The organism is Peribacillus sp. NPDC096540 (assembly GCF_050278525.1).
Lineage (GTDB): Bacteria > Bacillota > Bacilli > Bacillales > DSM-1321 > Peribacillus.
The window spans coordinates 63313-80967 of the sequence record NZ_JBNNTG010000028.1; the positions used below are offsets into that span (position 1 = coordinate 63313).

The 17655-nt window shown below is 38.4% G+C and carries 19 protein-coding genes and 1 other annotated feature; of the genes, 14 read left to right on the forward strand and 5 right to left on the reverse strand.

Going from position 1 to position 17655, the window contains the following annotated elements; genetic code table 11:
• Nucleotides 1-5 precede the first annotated feature (5 nt).
• The 5 genes from ACQKMR_RS21015 (at nt 6) to ACQKMR_RS21035 (ending at nt 3659) form a co-directional block, all read left to right on the forward strand.
• The gene (locus ACQKMR_RS21015; protein WP_427699057.1) at nt 6-641 is read left to right on the forward strand and encodes a PspA/IM30 family protein; all 636 of its coding nucleotides are present in this window, start codon (nt 6-8) and stop codon (nt 639-641) included.
• 157 nt (nt 642-798) lie between these two features.
• A complete protein-coding gene (gene liaF, locus ACQKMR_RS21020) occupies nt 799-1545 on the forward strand; it encodes a cell wall-active antibiotics response protein LiaF (RefSeq protein ID WP_427699058.1) in 747 nt (248 codons plus the stop codon).
• Nucleotides 1542-2588, forward strand: a complete 1047-nt coding sequence (locus ACQKMR_RS21025; RefSeq protein ID WP_427699059.1) for a histidine kinase — start codon at nt 1542-1544, stop codon at nt 2586-2588. The genes liaF and ACQKMR_RS21025 overlap by 4 nt, the downstream gene beginning before the upstream one ends.
• Nucleotides 2581-3222, forward strand: coding sequence for a response regulator (locus ACQKMR_RS21030; protein WP_427699060.1), 642 nt, complete (start codon nt 2581-2583; stop codon nt 3220-3222). Before ACQKMR_RS21025 ends, ACQKMR_RS21030 begins: the two co-directional genes overlap by 8 nt.
• A gap of 137 nt (nt 3223-3359) precedes the next feature.
• Nucleotides 3360-3659 carry a hypothetical protein gene (locus tag ACQKMR_RS21035; protein ID WP_427699061.1) on the forward strand — a complete coding sequence of 100 codons (300 nt, stop codon included), beginning with the start codon at nt 3360-3362 and terminating at the stop codon, nt 3657-3659.
• A gap of 72 nt (nt 3660-3731) precedes the next feature.
• Here the strand turns inward: ACQKMR_RS21035 and ACQKMR_RS21040 are convergent, their stop codons facing one another.
• Nucleotides 3732-4895: an MFS transporter gene (locus tag ACQKMR_RS21040; RefSeq protein WP_427699062.1), complete on the reverse strand. Its 1164-nt coding sequence runs from the start codon at nt 4893-4895 to the stop codon at nt 3732-3734.
• Between the two features lie 212 nt (nt 4896-5107).
• Between ACQKMR_RS21040 and ACQKMR_RS21045 the strand changes: the two genes are divergently transcribed.
• Nucleotides 5108-5341, forward strand: coding sequence for a hypothetical protein (locus tag ACQKMR_RS21045; RefSeq protein ID WP_427699063.1), 234 nt, complete (start codon nt 5108-5110; stop codon nt 5339-5341).
• 43 nt (nt 5342-5384) lie between these two features.
• Nucleotides 5385-6092 (forward strand): cytochrome c biogenesis CcdA family protein, encoded by a 708-nt coding sequence (locus ACQKMR_RS21050; protein ID WP_427699064.1) that lies wholly within the window; start codon nt 5385-5387, stop codon nt 6090-6092.
• 119 nt (nt 6093-6211) lie between these two features.
• Here ACQKMR_RS21050 and ACQKMR_RS21055 read toward each other — a convergent pair whose 3' ends face one another.
• Nucleotides 6212-6457 (reverse strand): HTH domain-containing protein, encoded by a 246-nt coding sequence (locus ACQKMR_RS21055; RefSeq protein ID WP_427699065.1) that lies wholly within the window; start codon nt 6455-6457, stop codon nt 6212-6214.
• A gap of 160 nt (nt 6458-6617) precedes the next feature.
• Nucleotides 6618-6853, forward strand: a binding site (T-box leader).
• 60 nt (nt 6854-6913) lie between these two features.
• Here ACQKMR_RS21055 and ACQKMR_RS21060 point away from each other — a divergent pair.
• Both ACQKMR_RS21060 and ACQKMR_RS21065 read left to right on the forward strand, forming a co-directional pair.
• Nucleotides 6914-8263 (forward strand): amino acid permease, encoded by a 1350-nt coding sequence (locus tag ACQKMR_RS21060; RefSeq protein ID WP_427699066.1) that lies wholly within the window; start codon nt 6914-6916, stop codon nt 8261-8263.
• Between the two features lie 561 nt (nt 8264-8824).
• Nucleotides 8825-9502 carry a phosphatase PAP2 family protein gene (locus ACQKMR_RS21065; RefSeq protein WP_427699067.1) on the forward strand — a complete coding sequence of 226 codons (678 nt, stop codon included), beginning with the start codon at nt 8825-8827 and terminating at the stop codon, nt 9500-9502.
• A 177-nt stretch (nt 9503-9679) separates the two neighbouring features.
• Here the strand turns inward: ACQKMR_RS21065 and ACQKMR_RS21070 are convergent, their stop codons facing one another.
• The 3 genes from ACQKMR_RS21070 to ACQKMR_RS21080 form a co-directional block, all read right to left on the reverse strand.
• The gene (locus ACQKMR_RS21070) at nt 9680-11065 is read right to left on the reverse strand and encodes an L-cystine transporter (RefSeq protein ID WP_427699068.1); all 1386 of its coding nucleotides are present in this window, start codon (nt 11063-11065) and stop codon (nt 9680-9682) included.
• Nucleotides 11066-11299: 234 nt separating this feature from the next.
• Nucleotides 11300-12445, reverse strand: coding sequence for a DUF4179 domain-containing protein (locus ACQKMR_RS21075; RefSeq protein WP_427699069.1), 1146 nt, complete (start codon nt 12443-12445; stop codon nt 11300-11302).
• Entirely contained in the window at nt 12442-13008 is a 567-nt protein-coding gene (locus tag ACQKMR_RS21080; RefSeq protein WP_427699070.1) for a sigma-70 family RNA polymerase sigma factor, read from the reverse strand. Before ACQKMR_RS21080 ends, ACQKMR_RS21075 begins: the two co-directional genes overlap by 4 nt.
• A 421-nt stretch (nt 13009-13429) precedes the next feature.
• Here ACQKMR_RS21080 and ACQKMR_RS21085 point away from each other — a divergent pair, with 421 nt between their 5' ends.
• The 5 genes from ACQKMR_RS21085 to ACQKMR_RS21105 are packed head-to-tail and all read left to right on the forward strand — an operon-like array spanning nt 13430 to nt 17593.
• Nucleotides 13430-13888: a VOC family protein gene (locus ACQKMR_RS21085; protein ID WP_427699071.1), complete on the forward strand. Its 459-nt coding sequence runs from the start codon at nt 13430-13432 to the stop codon at nt 13886-13888.
• Nucleotides 13889-13935: 47 nt separating this feature from the next.
• Entirely contained in the window at nt 13936-14688 is a 753-nt protein-coding gene (locus ACQKMR_RS21090) for an SDR family NAD(P)-dependent oxidoreductase (protein WP_427699072.1), read from the forward strand.
• Between the two features lie 14 nt (nt 14689-14702).
• Nucleotides 14703-15743 carry a TRAP transporter substrate-binding protein gene (locus ACQKMR_RS21095; RefSeq protein ID WP_427699073.1) on the forward strand — a complete coding sequence of 347 codons (1041 nt, stop codon included), beginning with the start codon at nt 14703-14705 and terminating at the stop codon, nt 15741-15743.
• A 47-nt stretch (nt 15744-15790) separates the two neighbouring features.
• Nucleotides 15791-16279, forward strand: a complete 489-nt coding sequence (locus ACQKMR_RS21100) for a TRAP transporter small permease (protein WP_427699074.1) — start codon at nt 15791-15793, stop codon at nt 16277-16279.
• Nucleotides 16280-16294: 15 nt separating this feature from the next.
• Complete coding sequence (locus ACQKMR_RS21105) at nt 16295-17593, forward strand: TRAP transporter large permease (protein WP_427699075.1); 1299 nt, start codon at nt 16295-16297, stop codon at nt 17591-17593.
• The last annotated feature ends 62 nt before the right edge of the window (nt 17594-17655 follow it).

Genomic DNA, 17655 nt, shown 5'->3' on the forward strand with positions numbered 1-17655 from the left:
TTGGAATGGGTAATTTATTTTCAAGAATGAAACAAACGATTTCAGCGGATTTTCACGACTTGTTGGATAAAAAGGAGCAAAAAAATCCAATTGGAATGTTAAATCAGTATTTACGTCAATGCGAGCAGGAGACAGAAAAGGTCGGTAAGCTGCTTGAACGTCAATATCTTTTGAAAGAAGAGTTTACGCGTGAATATAATCAAGCGCAAAATCTGGCTGAAAAACGTAAGCATCAAGCTGAAATTGCTAAGCAGTCAGGAGAAACCGATTTAATGGAATTTGCTTTAAAGGAAAGCCTGCACTATGAAGATCGTGCGCTAAGTTTGAAGGAGGCGCATAAAAGTGCAGAAGTTCAATTAGCTGAACTGGAGCGGAAATATGAAGAAATGAAGCATAAGCTCAAGGATATGCATCTAAAGCGGATGGAACTGATGGGCAGGGAGAATATTGCCCGGGCAAACCACCGGATCAATCGGGTTTTAGACGGGGGCAGTTCCGACGCCAAACCGGTAGCGATGTTTGAAGAAATGGAGCATTATATCGATCGTATCGAACATCAAGTCCATACAGATTATAATCGGCATACAATCGATGCTAGGATTGTCCAGCTTGAAAAGGAGCTGGAACAGAAAGAAGCGTAAAGGTATTTTAAAGCATTGCTGTTATCCCCTGACTTCCTAGAAATGAGGGCGGGGGAAAACAGTCTGTCAGAACGTGATAATTTCATGGTATTCTTAAAAGGCACGGGTTCCTGTGCCTTTTAAGAATATCATGATCATATACAGGGGAGGCGAACCGATGTTGAATAAGATGAAGACGGACTATATGGGATGGATACTTCTCATCGGAGTCGTCCTGCTTTTTTTAGAGATTTCATTTACGGGTGGAGGTCTTCTTTTCTCCCTCGCTTTTTCGATAGGATTGATCTATTTAGGCAGGAAATTCACAAAACGGTCAATCGGGAAAGTCCTATTTTTTATAGGGCTGATTTCCCTTATCATCACTGTCTTGAATATGTACGTCTTTAGATTTTTCCTTATGGCGATCCTCATTTATCTTTTGCTTTTATATTATCAGTCCAAAAAGAACCCAGATTGGATTAATCCCATTTTAACCAATGAGGACTTGGACGAAGAACGGATCCATAAAGAACGATTGCTTAAGACCGATTATCTATTTCAAAATAGGTTGTTCGGTCATCAAAAAACGGCCGAACATGTATATGAATGGAATTCCGTGAATGTTCAGGGCGGGGTCGGTGATACGGTTATCGATTTAAGCAAAACGATTTTACCGAAAGGCGACGCTGTCATTTCCATCAGGAATATCATTGGCAATATCACTGTCCTTGTACCGTATGGCATCGAAATCAAGGTCCATCATTCTGTCATTGCAGGTAGAGCGCGGATCTTTGAAAATAAGCCTGAATCCAAGGTCTTTAATCAAATTTATTCCTACCAAACGGAAGGGTTCAATGAAACGGATCATAAGGTTCATATCATCACTTCAATCTTAGTTGGGGATTTAGAGGTGAAGCGGGTATGAGCATAATGACACGGCAGATATTGACTGCCCTTGGTGTTTCTTTCGTCCTTTCCCTTGCCTTACCGGCGGCGGTTTTCTTTATCTTTCCTTTATCCGACTGGAGCGTATTATGGGAGAAAGTGGTTATGGGGTTACCCTTCGTCATATTCCTGCCAAGTCTGGTCATTACGGTAGGGCTTTTCTATGGTGTCGTTTCGGGTTTGTTTTGGAAGAGGCAGCTGGAAAGGGTCGATGAAGGGCTTTCTTTACTTGAACAGGGCCGCCTACCTTCTCAACAGGAGTCATATCCGGTCCAGGAGATGGCTAAAATGGTGGAACGGATGCATCTAATTCATAAGCAAATCAATGAGCAGACCAAATTATCGCAAAAAATGGCGAATGAAAAGGCCATTGATCAGGAGAAACAGATCCAGGAAATCGTTTCCCAGGAACGAAACCGTTTAGCGCGGGAACTGCATGATTCGGTGAGCCAGCAATTGTTTGCCGCCTCGATGTTCATGTCGGCCATTACCGAGTCACAATCCGATATGGAAAAAGCTGAAATGAAACAATTTAAGTTAGTTGAAGAGATGATCCATCAATCACAGCTTGAGATGAGGGCTTTATTGCTGCACCTGAGACCCGTCGCGTTAAAGGGGAAATCGTTACAGGAAGGAATGAAGGAGCTCCTTGAGGAATTGTCCCAAAAAGTGACGATGGATATAAAGTGGAAGATGGAGTCGACCACTCTGGATAAGGGGGTTGAAGACCATCTGTTTCGGATTTTACAAGAATCGATTTCCAATACACTTAGACATGCAAAAGCGGACTCGCTTGAAGTGCTATTGATCGTTCGTGATGGGCTGATCATTTTACGGATAACAGATGATGGCATCGGTTTTAACGTCGAGGAGTCGAAAACGGGATCATATGGTCTGCAAAACATGCATGAACGGGCTGTGGAATTAGGCGGAACGATGCAACTTGTAAGCGTTCCGAATAAAGGAACGAAACTTGAGGTGAAAATCCCATTATTAAATGCTGGAGGTGAGCATGATGATTAAAGTATTGTTTGTCGATGACCATGAAATGGTAAGGATCGGGGTATCGGCCTATTTATCCGCGCAGGCAGATATCGAAGTGATTGGTGAAGCGGATAATGGTTTGAAAGCTGTCGAACTGGCAATGGAGTTACGTCCAGATATCATTTTGATGGATTTAGTCATGCCGGAAATGGATGGCATAGAAGCTACTAAAAGAATTATTGAAAAATGGCCTGAAGCAAAAATCATCATTGTGACAAGCTTCCTGGATGATGAAAAAGTGTACCCGGCATTGGAAGCCGGAGCGACGAGCTATATGTTGAAAACATCAAAGGCAAGCGAGATTGCGAGAGCCGTCCGTTCCACTTTCCAGGGTCAAAGCGTACTTGAACCTGAAGTGAAGGGAAAAATGATGGAAAAGTTGCGTCGCCCAAAGATTACCCAGCTTCATGATCAATTGACAAACCGTGAAATGGAAATTTTACTATTGATGACCCAGGGGAAATCGAATCAGGAAATTGCTGATGAACTATACATAGCCCTGAAAACAGCCAAAGTACATGTCAGCAATATACTAAGTAAGCTTGCTGTGCAGGACCGCACGCAAGCAGTGATTTACGCATTTAAGCATTCGCTCGTTCAAGAAGAAGAGTAAGGAGCGTCTATTTACCAAAAGATGAAAGTTTGTTATATTTAGGGAATTATCCCATCCTGTAAAAGTTCTTTCAAGGTTGCTGATTGCAGCCTTTTTTTTACGGAAAACGGGAAAGTAGGCAGAAAGCAGGTGAAATGATGTTAAGAGTTATCTTAGAATTATTTCGTATAATCACTATTATTTTTGTTATTGGAATGATAATGGGGTTCATCATTAATTCAATCTATGCGATTTTTGGAATAACCGTAGAGAATACCAGGGGCGGATGGATTGTTGGTATGGCAATTTTTCCATTACTCTATATACTCTATAAAAACCGGCTTCAATTTTCAGGGTTCTATAAAAATGACGGACAAGTAAAACTCTCAAACAGGACAACGGCAATCCTGCTTTGTTTCTCTGTGCTAATGTTAACGGTTGCCCCTTTATTTCGCTAACGGAAACTTCATTTGAATACAAAAAGAGCATGTTTTGATCAAAACATGCTCTTTTTTATACGATTTTTTGGATTATACAGCTTCCTCTGCAGTATCGAGCCTTTTGCCATATATCCGATAAAGAACCAAGGCAAATACCATTCCGATAAAGGAGATGGAGGAGATGAACAGGTAAAGGGTCTGGCCGCCGAAAGTCCCATATATGGCTCCGCCTATATAAGAAGCAATGATTCCCGAAACCCCGAAGAATAGCAGCGCCAGTACGGTCTGGCCTGTGGCACGCCACTCCACCGGAACAATCCGATACAGGTACTGAATAGCAGCAGAGTAGAAGATAGGGAAAGTCAATAGCTGCATGACTTGCAAATAAGCTAATAGATGTGGATCGGTAATCCAGGCAGAGACGAAGTAACGAATAAAGAAAAACCCAGCTGCGAACGAAATGATGATGATTTCCTTACCCTTGCGCAGCCACCAGAAGCTTAAGGCGAAAACAACAATTTCACTTCCTGCTGCTAAGAACCAGGTCAAGCCTACAAGCTTGGCACTTCCTCCAAGTTCCCGGATATACACTCCGAGGAAAGTGTCATTCATCCTCGCTGGAACAGCACAGATAAAGACCAATAACAGGAAAAGAAGAGTCTCTTTATTACTGAAAAAATGCTTAAGGCTGCTTAAGGTGACAGGTTTCCCCGATACGGGTGCATCAGGCATCATCCAGCTGACAATGAAACTGATCAAACCAATGCCGGCAAAAAGGAAGGCCAGGCTGTTTGCTCCGAAATATGACATAACATAGCCAGTGATCAGAGATATGACCGCATAACCCAATGCACCATATGTTCGGATGGACCCGTAACTGATCCCAGATTTCTCCGCAATCGTAAAGTTTAGGCTTTCCGTCAGGGGATCAATCGGCATCAGGAAGAAATATAGCAGCATGGCGAACAGAATGAGTTGAAGATAGCTGCTTGAGTCATATAGAAAATAACCGATTACGCTCGAGAAAAAAATGAGTAACAACAGGACTTTGCGTATAGTCCTGGTTTTGTCGCTGATCATTCCCCATAAAGGCTGGGTAATGAGGGTGACAAATCCTCCTGTACCAATTATGAATCCAATTTGGGCTGGACGCAAACCTTGATCAGCCAGATAGACTGGGAGAAACGGAATGAAAATGGCAAGAAGTCCAAAATATAAAAAGTTAAAACTTTTTAATAATCGTAGTGCTTTCATAAAAAGTATGATACCTCACGTGTTCTATAGAATGGTTTAATTTCAACCTTGTTATTGTAACATTGATGACAGATTTTGAAAAAATAGATTTTTATTTAGGTAGAGTTATTCACAAGACTATGGGTAATTGAAGGCAAATAGTCACTTTCCTCTCCTCCAAAAAATGGTGGGGAATGATATAATTAACACTTATTGTAAAGGAGAGGGGAATAATGGATCAAGACACAAAGGTGATTCAAGAGTTGCAGGAATTGAAGCAAAAAGTCGGTCATCTTGAGAACTTATTAACGGAGCAAGCGAATAAAAAGGAAAAAACAGGACCTATTCGAACCTTCATTGAAGCATTAGTATCTTTGTTATTTGGCTTAATTGTTGTAGGACCAGTTGTGGTAATTGTAGTTGGGGTTTTGATGGTTGTTGCATCATGGTTAGGGATGGAGTTTTAAGAGTTATGGAGAGTCTTGAAACATGCAAAAGGGGGAAGTTTGATTGGTAGATTTAAATATCTTTTTAGCATTTAGCGCAGGAATACTTTCTTTTATATCCCCATGTTGTTTGCCTTTATATCCTGCTTTTTTATCTTATATTACAGGTTTTTCGGTTAGTGAGTTAAAAGAAGAAAGTAACAAATTAAATCGTAAGGCACTGTTTCATACCTTTTTCTTTTTGGTCGGATTTTCCATCATTTTTGTGGTGCTAGGGCTTTCGACATCGTTTTTTTATGAACTATTTTATGAATATATTGATTTTATTAGACAAGCGGGAGCCATTTTAATCGTTATGTTTGGACTAATCATTGTCGGAGTTTTTCAGCCGAAATTTTTAATGATGGATAGGAAAATAACTTTTAAAAGCCGTCCATCTGGCTATTTAGGTTCTGTTTTGATCGGAATAGGATATGCAGCTGGATGGACTCCTTGTGTGGGTCCGATATTAGGTGCCGTAATGGCCATTGGGTTATATACGGGACAAGGTTTATTATATATGATTGCTTATATCCTTGGATTTTCTATACCTTTCTTTATCATGTCATTTTTTATCGGGAAATCAGGCTGGATAAGAAAGTATAATCATAGTATCACTAAAATTGGCGGGTATTTCACGATTGTTATGGGTGTTTTCTTGTTTTTTGATTGGATGACTAACATGACTTCTTTCCTAACAAATTATGTATTTGGAGGCTTTACTGGTTTCTGAGTATCATACTTACTAAATGAGCTAATGATTTGCTAATTTTAATAAAGAAAAGAGGGTGCCCCTAACTATTCGGCGGTATATCCTCTTTTCGGAAGAATTAGGATAAAGTTATGAACAAATCATTTAAATATATAATGCAAAAAAAGGACTGTTACTGCAAGTTTGTATCTTTTCTCGATTGAAAGAGAATCATTTTCTTTCATGAATTTTTCGATATCTTCACACTTAAGATTAGAGAATAAGGAGATCGTTTCTACTGGTATACCAAATTCATTGTTCAGTGCTTGAGTTATAGCGGAGACCCTTTCATTTATACGATCCTTTGGGCAACAAAATTTATAAAGGTTTCCGTGATCACGAATCATACTTTATTCTAAATAGTATTTTACTGATTTTATATAGCTAGCTCACCACAATTCACTAAGTTTTGTTACTATTAATATATTATTCTGAAAAAATTATTGACAAATTCACATCGAATCCGTATAGTATTGGATATTATTAAAAATATTCAGATATAATTTTCGAAACGCAAAGATCAGGAGTAGTAAAAGCTCATTATTCGGTAAAGAGAGCTGCGGGGTGGTGTAACGCAGTCCAATAATACTTTGAACTTGCCTGGGAGTGGTAAAGCAAAAGATTAGATCAAACCTATTCTCTTTGTTTTAACGATTAACCTTCGTTACAAGGTTTTTAAAGCAGGGTTCAAAAGAACCAATAAGAGTGGTACCGCGGTAAGCTTAAGGCATATCGTCTCTTTCTTCATTTGATTATGAAGGAAGAGACGATATGCCTTTTTTGATTTTTTGGGAGGTAATGATATGGAAACGGACAAACGGAATTTACAGAGGACAATGACTTCACGGCATATTACGATGATGGCATTAGGCGGTGCCATCGGGGCAGGTTTATTTAAAGGAAGCAGTTCAGCCATTGATATGGCAGGACCATCCGTAATCATTGCGTACTTGATAGGAGGCATCATCCTATTATTCATTATGCAAGGTTTAGCTGAAATGGCGGTCCGCAATAGTGGTGCACGAACATTCAGGGACTTAGTTCAGTCGATCCTAGGAAAGTATCCTGCCTATTTCCTGGATTGGATCTATTGGAAAATGTGGGTATTGAACATAACGGCCGAATCGGTGGTTGCAGCGATTTTCATACAATATTGGCTGCCAGGATACCCAATCTGGATACTGGCATTAGCTGTTTCGGTGTTAGTTACTGCAGTTAACCTGCTGTCGGTAAAGGTTTTTGCTGAAACGGAGTACTGGCTTGCTTTAATTAAAATTACCGTCATCATTGTGTTCATCATGGCTGGATTATTGTTATTGCTCGTGACTTTTGGTGATCATACAGCCGTCGGTTTCTCTAACTTGACTGAGCATGGGGGTTTCTTTCCAAATGGATCAACAGGTTTAATCACGGCGATGCTGGTGGTAATCTATTCATATGGCGGAACGGAAATTATCGGGGTCACATTGGCTGAAACGAAAAATCCTGAAAAAGTGGTTCCAAAAGCCGTTCGCAGTACATTGGTAAGGATCATTTCTTTCTATATCATTCCATTTTTCATCATCGTTAGCTTAATTCCTTGGAATGAAGTAAACGGTGTGCCGGAAAGTCCGTTTGTGATGGTCTTTCAAATGATCGGGATTCCAGGTGCAGACCATATTATGAACGCTGTCGTTCTACTGGCGATCATTTCATCGATGAACTCTGGATTGTATGGTTCATCCCGCGTTCTGTATACACAAGCCGTGGACGGTCGCATTCCGAAAATCTTTTCACGTTTATCCAAGAAAAAAGTTCCTGTTTTCGCAATATTAATGTGTACGTCCGCTTTATACGGCGGAGTACTGATTTCCTTATTTGCTGGAAGCAAGACCTTCGATTTCCTAATGGGATCGCTGGGATATACCGTATTATTCATCTGGTTGATCATTGCATTCGCCCATTTGAAATCACGTAAACAACAGACCGGAAAAACAAGTGCCTATTCGGTTAAATGGTTCCCGTATACAACATGGGCTGCGATCATCGCTTTAATAACGATCCTGATCGGAGTCATTTTCACGACATCCATAATCGTAACGATCATTACACTTTGCATCTACATTTTCATTACCTTAACCTATGTATGGAAAAAACGATTTAATAGAATCTAGAAGGAAGAGGGATAACCCTCTTTCTCTCATAGGTATAGTTCCAGTTTCATATGGTCAAGAAAAGTATTATCGAACGAATGAGAGAGTGGGATTAAGCAATTTTAAGCCGTGGTATATATTCATATACCATGGTTCAGACTGTAGGCAAACTCGATGAAAATCGAGTTTGCCTACAGTTTTTTTATGGCTTGTACAATTTGAACGTTGATTGGAACGTAGGGCACTCGCTTTCCGCGGGCGGTCCGGGAGCCTCCTCGGCTTGCGCCTGCGGGGTCTCCCCTAGACGTGCTTTTCCCGCAGGAGTCTCGCACCTTCCGCTCCAATCAACTTTGTTATAAAATTTAGATAGAACATCTTTTGTCTACAAACTGAGCCGTGGTATATATTCACATACCATGGCTTTTTTTATCTTGAGAAGGTCTATTATTAGAAGGAGTAAAAGATATCCATTTAATAGTTCCTGGGAATCATTAAATCTAGCATGTTATGAGTCCAATTGAGTGCTATATGTTGTATAATAATCTTTGGGAAATAACCAATATATTGAAAGCTGGAGCGGGCATGAAAAACAATTCTATTTTCTCTATTCACCCATTATGTTATTTATTACTTTTGGTACTTACTAGTTCTATTTACTCGATCATCAATCAATCAACAGGTCATGCTGTCGAAGTTACGACTCTAATAGATGGGGAGATTCCCTTCATTAAAGAATTTGTCGTTCCTTATTTACTTTGGCAACCGTATATATATGGATTGATGATTTATTACTGTTTTGTTGACCTCAAGCAATATTTTGTTGCATTAGGTAGTTTGATTAGCGGAAAACTTCTCTGTTTTATTGTATATTGTTTTTGGCAAACGACCGTACCACGTCCAGAAGTGGTGGGGAACGATATCTTTGCCAATTTAGTTCGATTTGTTTATAGTCATGATCAACCTGTTAACTGTTTACCAAGTATTCATGTACTGACAACAGTTATTATGATGATCGTTGTGTATAAACGGAAAGACCAGCATAAATGGGAGTATGCTAGTGTCACTTCATTTGGAATACTGATTATCTTATCCACGCTATTTACGAAACAGCATGCTGTTTTAGATGTACTAGCAGGAATACTCCTTGCATGTGGGGTGTATGTTTCGATACAGTATATGTTCCAAGCGCTATCAGCCTATCAAAATAATCATTATGCAGGGAGACAAATAAAAAAAGAAATAAAAAATACGGATTTATAGGTCTTTTGAGAAAATACCTTGATCCGTTTACAAGAAAAATGCCACTGTAAGATATCAGCTCTTAGGAGAGTATATCTTACAGTGGCATTTTATATAGGCTTCTTAAGTAAAATCATTTTACAGCTAATGAAAAAAGCATCAATCTTCACTGTAATAGGAAGATTGATGCTTTGGCTTTTACATTTCAGCTTCTACTTTTAACGATTCTTCGCTGAATTTTTCCTTATCCAGGTCACCCGTTATTTTACTTGTCAGTATACCTGAAGTCATGCTTCCGCTGACATTCACAGCAGTTCTTCCCATATCGATCAATGGCTCAACGGAAATCAAAAGTCCCGCCAAGGCAATCGGCAAGTTCATCGCTGACAATACTAGAATAGCAGCAAAGGTTGCTCCTCCACCTACGCCTGCAACCCCGAAAGAGCTGATAGCTACAATGGCAATTAACATGGCTATAAAGGATGGCGTAAGTGGGTCGATTCCCACTGTCGGAGCGATCATGACCGCTAACATGGCCGGATAGATGCCGGCACAGCCGTTTTGACCAATCGACAAACCGAACGATCCAGCAAAGTTGGCAATTCCTTCAGACACCCCTAATTGTTTCTGTGTTTGGATGTTCAATGGCAGAGCTCCTGCACTTGTTCTTGAAGTAAAGGCAAACGATAATACTGGGAAAGCTTTTCTCAAATATACCACTGGACTCAGTCCGGCAAGCATCAGCAATAATAAATGAATAATGAACATGACAATTAGGGCGGCATAAGAGGCTCCTACAAATTTCCCTAATTTCAGGATAGCCTCCAGATCACTTGTCGCTACCGTCTTAGTCATGATCGCTAAGATTCCGTAAGGTGTTAAACGTAGAATTAACGTTACCACGCGCATGATGATGCTGTGCAATGTATCTACTATTTTAGCAAAAAATTCAGCATGTTCAGGCTGCTTTCTTTTGACCCCTAAATAGGCAATCCCAAGAAATGCAGCAAAAATCACAACAGAAATAGTTGAAGTCGGACGGGCTCCCGTTAAATCCAGAAACGGATTTGACGGAATCAATTCAAGGATTTGTTGCGGCATCGTTTTATCTTGAATGGTACCGTATGTTTCCGTTATTTGATCCCCACGGCTTAACTCTGCATCTCCTTGCTCAATTTGAACGGCTTCTAAATTGAACACAGTTGCTGATGTAATCCCCACGGCTGCTGCAATCGCAGTCGTTCCAAGCAGGATTCCGATAATCAAGACACTGATTTTTCCAATATTGCTAGTTAGTTTCAATCTTGTAAATGCGGACAAGATAGAGATGAAAACAAGCGGCATAACAATCATTTGCAGAAACTTAACATAGCCTGAACCTACAATGTTAAACCAATCGACTGATTTAATAATCGCTTCTGACTGAGGTTCATAAAAATACTGCAAAAGAAGACCGAATACAACCCCTAATCCAAGTCCAGTAAAGACCCTTTTTGTAAAAGAAACATGTTTCTTATTCATATAAAATAAAACGCCTAAAAGAACGAGCATAATGGCAAGATTTAAAAATACATAACCAATCATATATTTCCCTCCCTAATTCCGATTAACCAAATAAGATTAATTGATATCTGAAATTATAATACCTCATCTTTTATTAATTTACCAGAAGAAAATTATTTATTTTTGACTTGGAGAATGAATTATGTATTTATCCATATTCACGCCCTGAATAAGAGGTCACAAAAAAGAGAGGTATACATAACCTTTCTCCACTCTCGGATTAAGGGTTAAGTATGCCTCTCATAGATAAAATTATTACTTCTTCAAATCAATCACGATATCATCCAATACCAACTCTTTGGGAGCACTACTTGGTTTTGATGGGAAGGATGACACCTTTTCTTCACCATCTTCTGTTATGGTTACTTCCCCATGGTTCTCTGAAATGAAATTACGTAACGACAAATGAGGAGTTGCAATCAGTTTCGTAGCGTTCTGATCAATTTTTTGGAAGGTTTTACTCCAGCTCATATTATAAGAACCGAAACCCATTCCTCCGTTGCCTTCACCAGCATACACATTTCCTAAGTCATCTTTAATGGTCAATTCAACATAAACCTCATCCCACTTGTTTTTAACCAAGTCGGAAACTTCTTGATTGTAATGAACGACAAATGACATCGGTGATATCGCGATTTTTTCAACGGAGACCTTAACTCCATATTGATCTACACTTTTATTGATAACCTTCTCGTTACTTTCGGTTGCCTGTAAAGAGAAGGCAAAGTTCCAATTTCCTTTTATCTCTTTATTCATGTCGGTAATACTAATGCTGTTTATATCCCAGTCTATATTTACCTTATCTTCTTTAAGATCTTCTAAGTTACTAGCCGTTAATAAGCCTACATATTTTTTATCAGCTACTTTTGTAATTCCATCCGACCCTGCTTGGGCTTTCATTTCTTTTATATTCGGGCCGGGAATATAGAGTGATCCGTCACCTAAATCTTCTTCGCTTTCAATAGTATAAGTGATGGTTACTGTTTTTCCATCATAAATGGCGTCATTTATCGTGAAAGTAAGGCCATTGCTTTCTTCGGTAAGGCCAATTTCGGTGGAGTAGGCCTTATAATCTCCATAAAGACCCTTTCCACTATTCTTTGTATCTATTTCATCATAGAGACCAGTTTTCCCATTACTTAAGAAGCTAAAAATATCTCCTATCAAAGGAATGCCTTTAGCAGATGCTGTGAACGAGAATCCAATCGTAGCGGTGGATAATCCGAATATAATCGAAGCGGCAACCACTTTCTTTTGCCAAGCCTTCATTTTCTTCTTCTTGCTTATTGATTTTTTGAGAGTTCTTTTAACTTTAGCTTTTTCTAGCTCTGTGACTTCCATTTCCTCAAATTCTGTTTCATCTATGTCTATATCATTTAACAGTTCATAAATATCCTTCATACTATGCTGCCTCCTACTTTAAGATTCGTAGCTTTTTGACTCAGCTTCTTTTTCCCTCTATAAATTCGATTGTCTATCGAGGCTTTGGTCAACCCGAGTTTTATTGATATATCCTCACTTTTCAAACCTAGAAAGTACTTCATGATAAAAATATCCCGATCTACAGGCTCTAAAAGATCGATTAACTGAAGTAGTTCTTTTCTGTCTTCCAAAATAATCAGTTCGTCTTCTGCAGATTTTTCTGAATCTACTTCGGTATAACTTGATGTATGCTCCATTTTCTTCGTAGCTTTTCTGTAGTAATCAATCGATTTAAACTTAGCAATCGCACAAATCCATTTTCTGAAATCCGTTTTATCTCCATGGAATTTTTTCGAATGATTCCAGATTGAAAGGAAAATATCATTGATACATTCTTCAATAATTCCGTCGTTCTTGAGGGGGGAGAGAATTTTATATGTGACCCCCTTGATCAATGGCAAATAGGTATCAATTATAAATTCTAATGCTTCTTCTTCTTGTCGCTGCAGGCGTTGTATAAAATTTTCATCAGTAGACTTCATGTAATGATTCCCCTTATTTTTTTGTAAAAGCTTTTACACCTTATACAACGTATGGAAAAAGATTTGTTCTCAAATATATTGGGAGTCTTATAGAAAGTAATGGGTAGGAAAGGTCTATGTTTGGAATGATATGGTATTGAGAGTATCAAATTTATTGAGAATGTGACAGTGCAGAACGTTACTTTGCTTTTTAGTACCAACATCAGAAATGGATTTCGTACATACAAGTCTATCGCTAATGAAAAAACTGCAAAATGATTAAAATTCAGCAGTTTTTTCGTGTTATTATTGCATCACTATTGTAAAAACGCATCAAAAAATATATAAGAAAGTGTTTTAATAGTGTTTTATCAATAGAGAAAAGTTGGCACGGATTTTGCATTATGTATAATTTAGAAAACGAATAAAGAGGAGGGTGAAAATGAATAAAGGTAAGATAGTTGGATTTATTCATAGTGGTATCACTGTAAAAAACTTAGAAAATGCTCTTGATTTTTATGTGGACACATTAGGCTTTGAACTTTTATCAACTCAAGTTGCGAATAGTGACTATATATTTGATATTGTTGAAATTCCTGGATTAAAAGAGATTAAGATCGCTTTCGTTCAAATTCCCGGAGGCCAAGTCATTGAAATTTTAGAATATGTGGGCATTGATACTTATTCAGGCAGTGCACGACCGTGTGATTATGGAACAGGGCATATTTGTTTACGTGTTGAAAATTTGGAAGAGATGTTTGAAGAATTGAAGGCGATAGGGATTAAATTCAAGTCTAAAAAGGTGGCTACGATTACAGCCGGTGCAAATAAAGGCTCAAAGGCTGTTTATATGTTTGATCCAGATGGCTATATCATTGAGTTAATGGAAAAACGCAACTGAGATGTTAGGTCTTAATTGTAAGCGAATACATAGGGGAGGAAAAAGCAATGAAAGGGTTGAACAATAAAAAGGCCATTGTAACGGGAGCAGCACAAGGTTTAGGTTTAGCGATAGCTGAAGGGCTATGTGAATATGGAGTAAAAGTATGTATCTTGGATATTTCACCGAATTTGAATCAAGTGGTAGAAGATTTGAGGCAGAAAGGCTATCAAGTAGAAGGATTACATGTGGATTTATCTCAGCAAAATCAAATTCTTGATGTTTTTAATCAAGCTATTGAAAGGTTAGATGAAGAATTAGATATTTTAGTCAATAATGCCGGCATTCATAAACCAATGCCAGCAGCCGACTTATTAGTGGAAGATTTTCAGCGGGTGATGGATGTCAACGTAACGGCTGTCTTCCAACTATGCAAACTTTCAGGTCAGATTATGAAAAAGAAAGGAAAAGGGAAAATCATCAATATAGCATCCGTATTAGCAACACAAGGAGGTTTTAATGCATCTGCTTATTCCACTAGTAAAGGAGCGGTCGCACAAATGACTAAATCCTTATCAAATGAGTGGGCAAAAGAGGGGATTAATGTGAATGCCATTGCACCGGGCTATTACAATACAGAATTAAATAAGTTCATTCTGGAGGATGAAGAAAGACTTGCATCATTAGTAAGTCGTATTCCTGCAGGTCGATTTGGCAACCCAGAAGAACTTGCAGGAATCGTACAATTTCTTGCTTCAAGTAAATCAGATTATATTAACGGTGTTATCATTCCGGTTGATGGCGGATTTTTAGGTAGATAAAGGAGGTAATTGTGATGAATTTGAAGGTGAAATCAATCTTTCTATCGTTGGTTGCTATTATGTTGATTCTTTCAGGATGTAACGCCCAGGCAGTAGATGGGACAGTCGGTTCTGAAGGCGAAAAAGTAGTGATCAGAATGGCGAATTTAGTAGCAGCCGACAATTTTTTGAATATTGGCTATGAAAAATTTAAAGAGGTTGCTGAAGCAGAAAGTAATGGGCAAATTGAAGTTCAAATTTATAACAGTGGCACCTTAACGACTTCAGAAGATATTGAGTATGAAATGCTTCAAACTGGTGTATTGGATATTGTAACAAATGCAGCGTTCGTAGTAGCGAGCAATGCTCAAATACCTGCCTATAATATTTTTGATGTACCATTCTTATTTTCTAATGAAGATGAAATGTATACGTTAGTAGATGGTAAGTATGGGGATATTTTAAAAAGCAGTCTAGAAGAGAATTCAAATGCTTATTATCTGGGTGCATTTAGTATCGGTTCATTTGCCATTGCAAATGACAACCATAAGGTACGTAAACCTTCAGATTTAAAGGGATTAAAAATCAGAAGTACAACAACGCCACTTCAATCAGGAACGATAGCAGCAATGGGAGCGAACCCTACACCCATTTCATATGGTGAAATCTTCACTTCTTTGCAGCAAGGAACGATTGATGGTGTGCAGACTACCACACCTTTAATTTACGGTGATAAGTTTTATGAAGTGGCGAATCATTTGACCCTAACAAGACATTTCCCATTGCCACATATCATGATGATGAATAAGGAGTTTTACGATGGCTTAACTGATGAAATGAAGGCGGTTGTCAATAAAGCGGCAGAAGAGCAAATTAAATATGCGAGAGAACTGGCTGTGGAAGCTGAAAAGAATGCGATCATCGGGATGCAAGAAGATGGTGTTGAAGTCGTGGAGTTGACGCCAAAAGAGCTGGAAGCATTCAAAGAAGCTGTTCAGCCAGCTATCGATAATAATATTGATAAAGTCGGTATTGAAAACTATGAAATGGCTCGAAATATTTTGGGGAAAAATTAGTTATCAACTAATAGTAGAACTCAATAATAGAAATTTGAGGTGAGATTATGAATGAAGAGAAAGTGGATTATTCGTTAGAGGGATTATTTTGTGTGTTATTACTGGTCATTATGACGGTACTGATGTTTACAGAAGTTGTGGCAAGATACATTTTTGGTTCTTCATTTATCTGGATAGAAGAATTAACGAGATATTTATTTATTTGGCTTACATTTATTAGTGCAGCCTATGTAACGGCTACCCAATCTCATATTAAGGTTGAGGTGGCATTAACCATATTTCCTAAAAAGGCACAACCAACGATTAAAAAAATCGGACTGCTTATTTGGTTAATATTCTCGATTGTGATTACCTATGTAGGGTTTAACTATTCCTTTACAATGTTGGATGTTGGCGGAAATTCACCTTCATTGGGATTGGCGAAAGGGATTGTCTATTTAGGTATTCCAATAGGATATTTGCTCATGAGCCTAAGGTTAATCATTCAGTTATTTAAAGAGATTACTAATCCAGAGGTTCAAGATATTGAACAGTAGAAAGGGGTGGGCTCGATGGGTACAGTAACATTAATGCTATTTGGCATATTGGTGATTCTCGTTTTATTTAATGTGCCAATTGCAATCGCATTAGCGGCTGCAAGTCTTTTGGTCGTATTAATTGAAGGGTCTGTTCCATTATCATTATTTATTCAGACTTCGTTTAGTTCCATGGATTCATTTCCGTTAATCGCCATCCCATTTTTCATTCTAGCAGGTGATATTATGAGCAGGGGAGGCATGGCAAGAAGGTTAGTAGATTTCATTCAAAGTATTGTTGGATCATTAACGGGGAGCTTAGGCATTATTACAATAATCGCTAGTTTTATATTTGCCGCTATTTCTGGATCTGGAGCGGCTACTGTAGCAAGTATCGGTGCCATTCTTATACCTTATATGTTAAAAAGCGGATACGCACCTGGGTATGCAGCTTCTATTTCTGCAAGTGCAGGCGCATTGGGGCCGATTGTTCCACCTAGTATTGTCTTCATTCTCTATGCAGTCATGTCGAATACTTCAATAAGCGATCTATTTATTTCGGGTATTGTTCCTGGTATTTTAGTTGCGATTGCATTATTAATAGTTAACTATTTTATTTGTAAAAAAGAAGGTTTCGGTTCTTTAAAAGTTGCTTTAGTGGCAAAAGAAAAGGTAGGATTTTGGAAAGCACTAAATGAAGCGAAGTGGGCCCTGCTAGCACCCATTTTAATATTGGGTGGCATTTACGGAGGGATAGTAACGCCTACTGAAGCAGCGGTTGTTGCCGTTGTCTATAGTTTGATTATCTGTATTTTCTTCTATAAAGAAATAAAATTCAATGATTTTATTGGGATATTTTTAAAATCAGCTCATACATCGGGTTCCGTTTTAATCTTTGTAAGTGCTGCATCATTTTTTGGCCAAATATTATCGATTGAGAGAATACCGCAATTTTTAGCTGATACATTAGCAAGTTGGACGACGAGTCCATTAATCATTTTACTATTAATTAATATTTTCTTACTTATTGTTGGTATGTTTATGGAAACAGTAGCAGCTGTATTAATTTTTGTGCCATTATTGCTTCCAATTGTCATTCCTTTAGGTATTGATCCGATTCATTTTGGTATGATTGTATGTTTGAATTTAAGTTTAGGATTAATTACACCACCATTAGGAATTAATTTGTTCATAGGAAGTAATATCGCTAAAGTTCCATTTGAAAGAACGTTTAAATATGTAGCACCCATTTTTGGGGCCTTACTCATTGTCTTGCTGATCATTACTTACGTGCCTTCCATTACGTTATTTCTTCCGAATTTATTAGGAGGTTAAAAAAACGAGAATCGTCTTAATGACGATTCTCGTTTTTTTAGGTGCTCAATGAAGAGGGATGC

What these genes read in the sequence shown, in the direction of transcription:
- ACQKMR_RS21035 (WP_427699061.1), top strand. Translation starts at nt 3,360, where the DNA reads ATGTTAAGAGTTATCTTAGAATTATTTCGTATAATCACTATTATTTTT.
- ACQKMR_RS21085 (WP_427699071.1), top strand. Translation starts at nt 13,430, where the DNA reads ATGAATAAAGGTAAGATAGTTGGATTTATTCATAGTGGTATCACTGTA.
- ACQKMR_RS21075 (WP_427699069.1), bottom strand. Translation starts at nt 12,445, where the DNA reads ATGAAGGATATTTATGAACTGTTAAATGATATAGACATAGATGAAACA.
- ACQKMR_RS21065 (WP_427699067.1), top strand. Translation starts at nt 8,825, where the DNA reads ATGAAAAACAATTCTATTTTCTCTATTCACCCATTATGTTATTTATTA.
- ACQKMR_RS21105 (WP_427699075.1), top strand. Translation starts at nt 16,295, where the DNA reads ATGGGTACAGTAACATTAATGCTATTTGGCATATTGGTGATTCTCGTT.
- ACQKMR_RS21055 (WP_427699065.1), bottom strand. Translation starts at nt 6,457, where the DNA reads ATGATTCGTGATCACGGAAACCTTTATAAATTTTGTTGCCCAAAGGAT.
- ACQKMR_RS21040 (WP_427699062.1), bottom strand. Translation starts at nt 4,895, where the DNA reads ATGAAAGCACTACGATTATTAAAAAGTTTTAACTTTTTATATTTTGGA.
- ACQKMR_RS21080 (WP_427699070.1), bottom strand. Translation starts at nt 13,008, where the DNA reads ATGAAGTCTACTGATGAAAATTTTATACAACGCCTGCAGCGACAAGAA.
- ACQKMR_RS21100 (WP_427699074.1), top strand. Translation starts at nt 15,791, where the DNA reads ATGAATGAAGAGAAAGTGGATTATTCGTTAGAGGGATTATTTTGTGTG.
- ACQKMR_RS21095 (WP_427699073.1), top strand. Translation starts at nt 14,703, where the DNA reads ATGAATTTGAAGGTGAAATCAATCTTTCTATCGTTGGTTGCTATTATG.
- ACQKMR_RS21090 (WP_427699072.1), top strand. Translation starts at nt 13,936, where the DNA reads ATGAAAGGGTTGAACAATAAAAAGGCCATTGTAACGGGAGCAGCACAA.
- ACQKMR_RS21025 (WP_427699059.1), top strand. Translation starts at nt 1,542, where the DNA reads ATGAGCATAATGACACGGCAGATATTGACTGCCCTTGGTGTTTCTTTC.
- ACQKMR_RS21030 (WP_427699060.1), top strand. Translation starts at nt 2,581, where the DNA reads ATGATTAAAGTATTGTTTGTCGATGACCATGAAATGGTAAGGATCGGG.
- liaF (WP_427699058.1), top strand. Translation starts at nt 799, where the DNA reads ATGTTGAATAAGATGAAGACGGACTATATGGGATGGATACTTCTCATC.
- ACQKMR_RS21060 (WP_427699066.1), top strand. Translation starts at nt 6,914, where the DNA reads ATGGAAACGGACAAACGGAATTTACAGAGGACAATGACTTCACGGCAT.
- ACQKMR_RS21015 (WP_427699057.1), top strand. Translation starts at nt 6, where the DNA reads ATGGGTAATTTATTTTCAAGAATGAAACAAACGATTTCAGCGGATTTT.
- ACQKMR_RS21070 (WP_427699068.1), bottom strand. Translation starts at nt 11,065, where the DNA reads ATGATTGGTTATGTATTTTTAAATCTTGCCATTATGCTCGTTCTTTTA.
- ACQKMR_RS21045 (WP_427699063.1), top strand. Translation starts at nt 5,108, where the DNA reads ATGGATCAAGACACAAAGGTGATTCAAGAGTTGCAGGAATTGAAGCAA.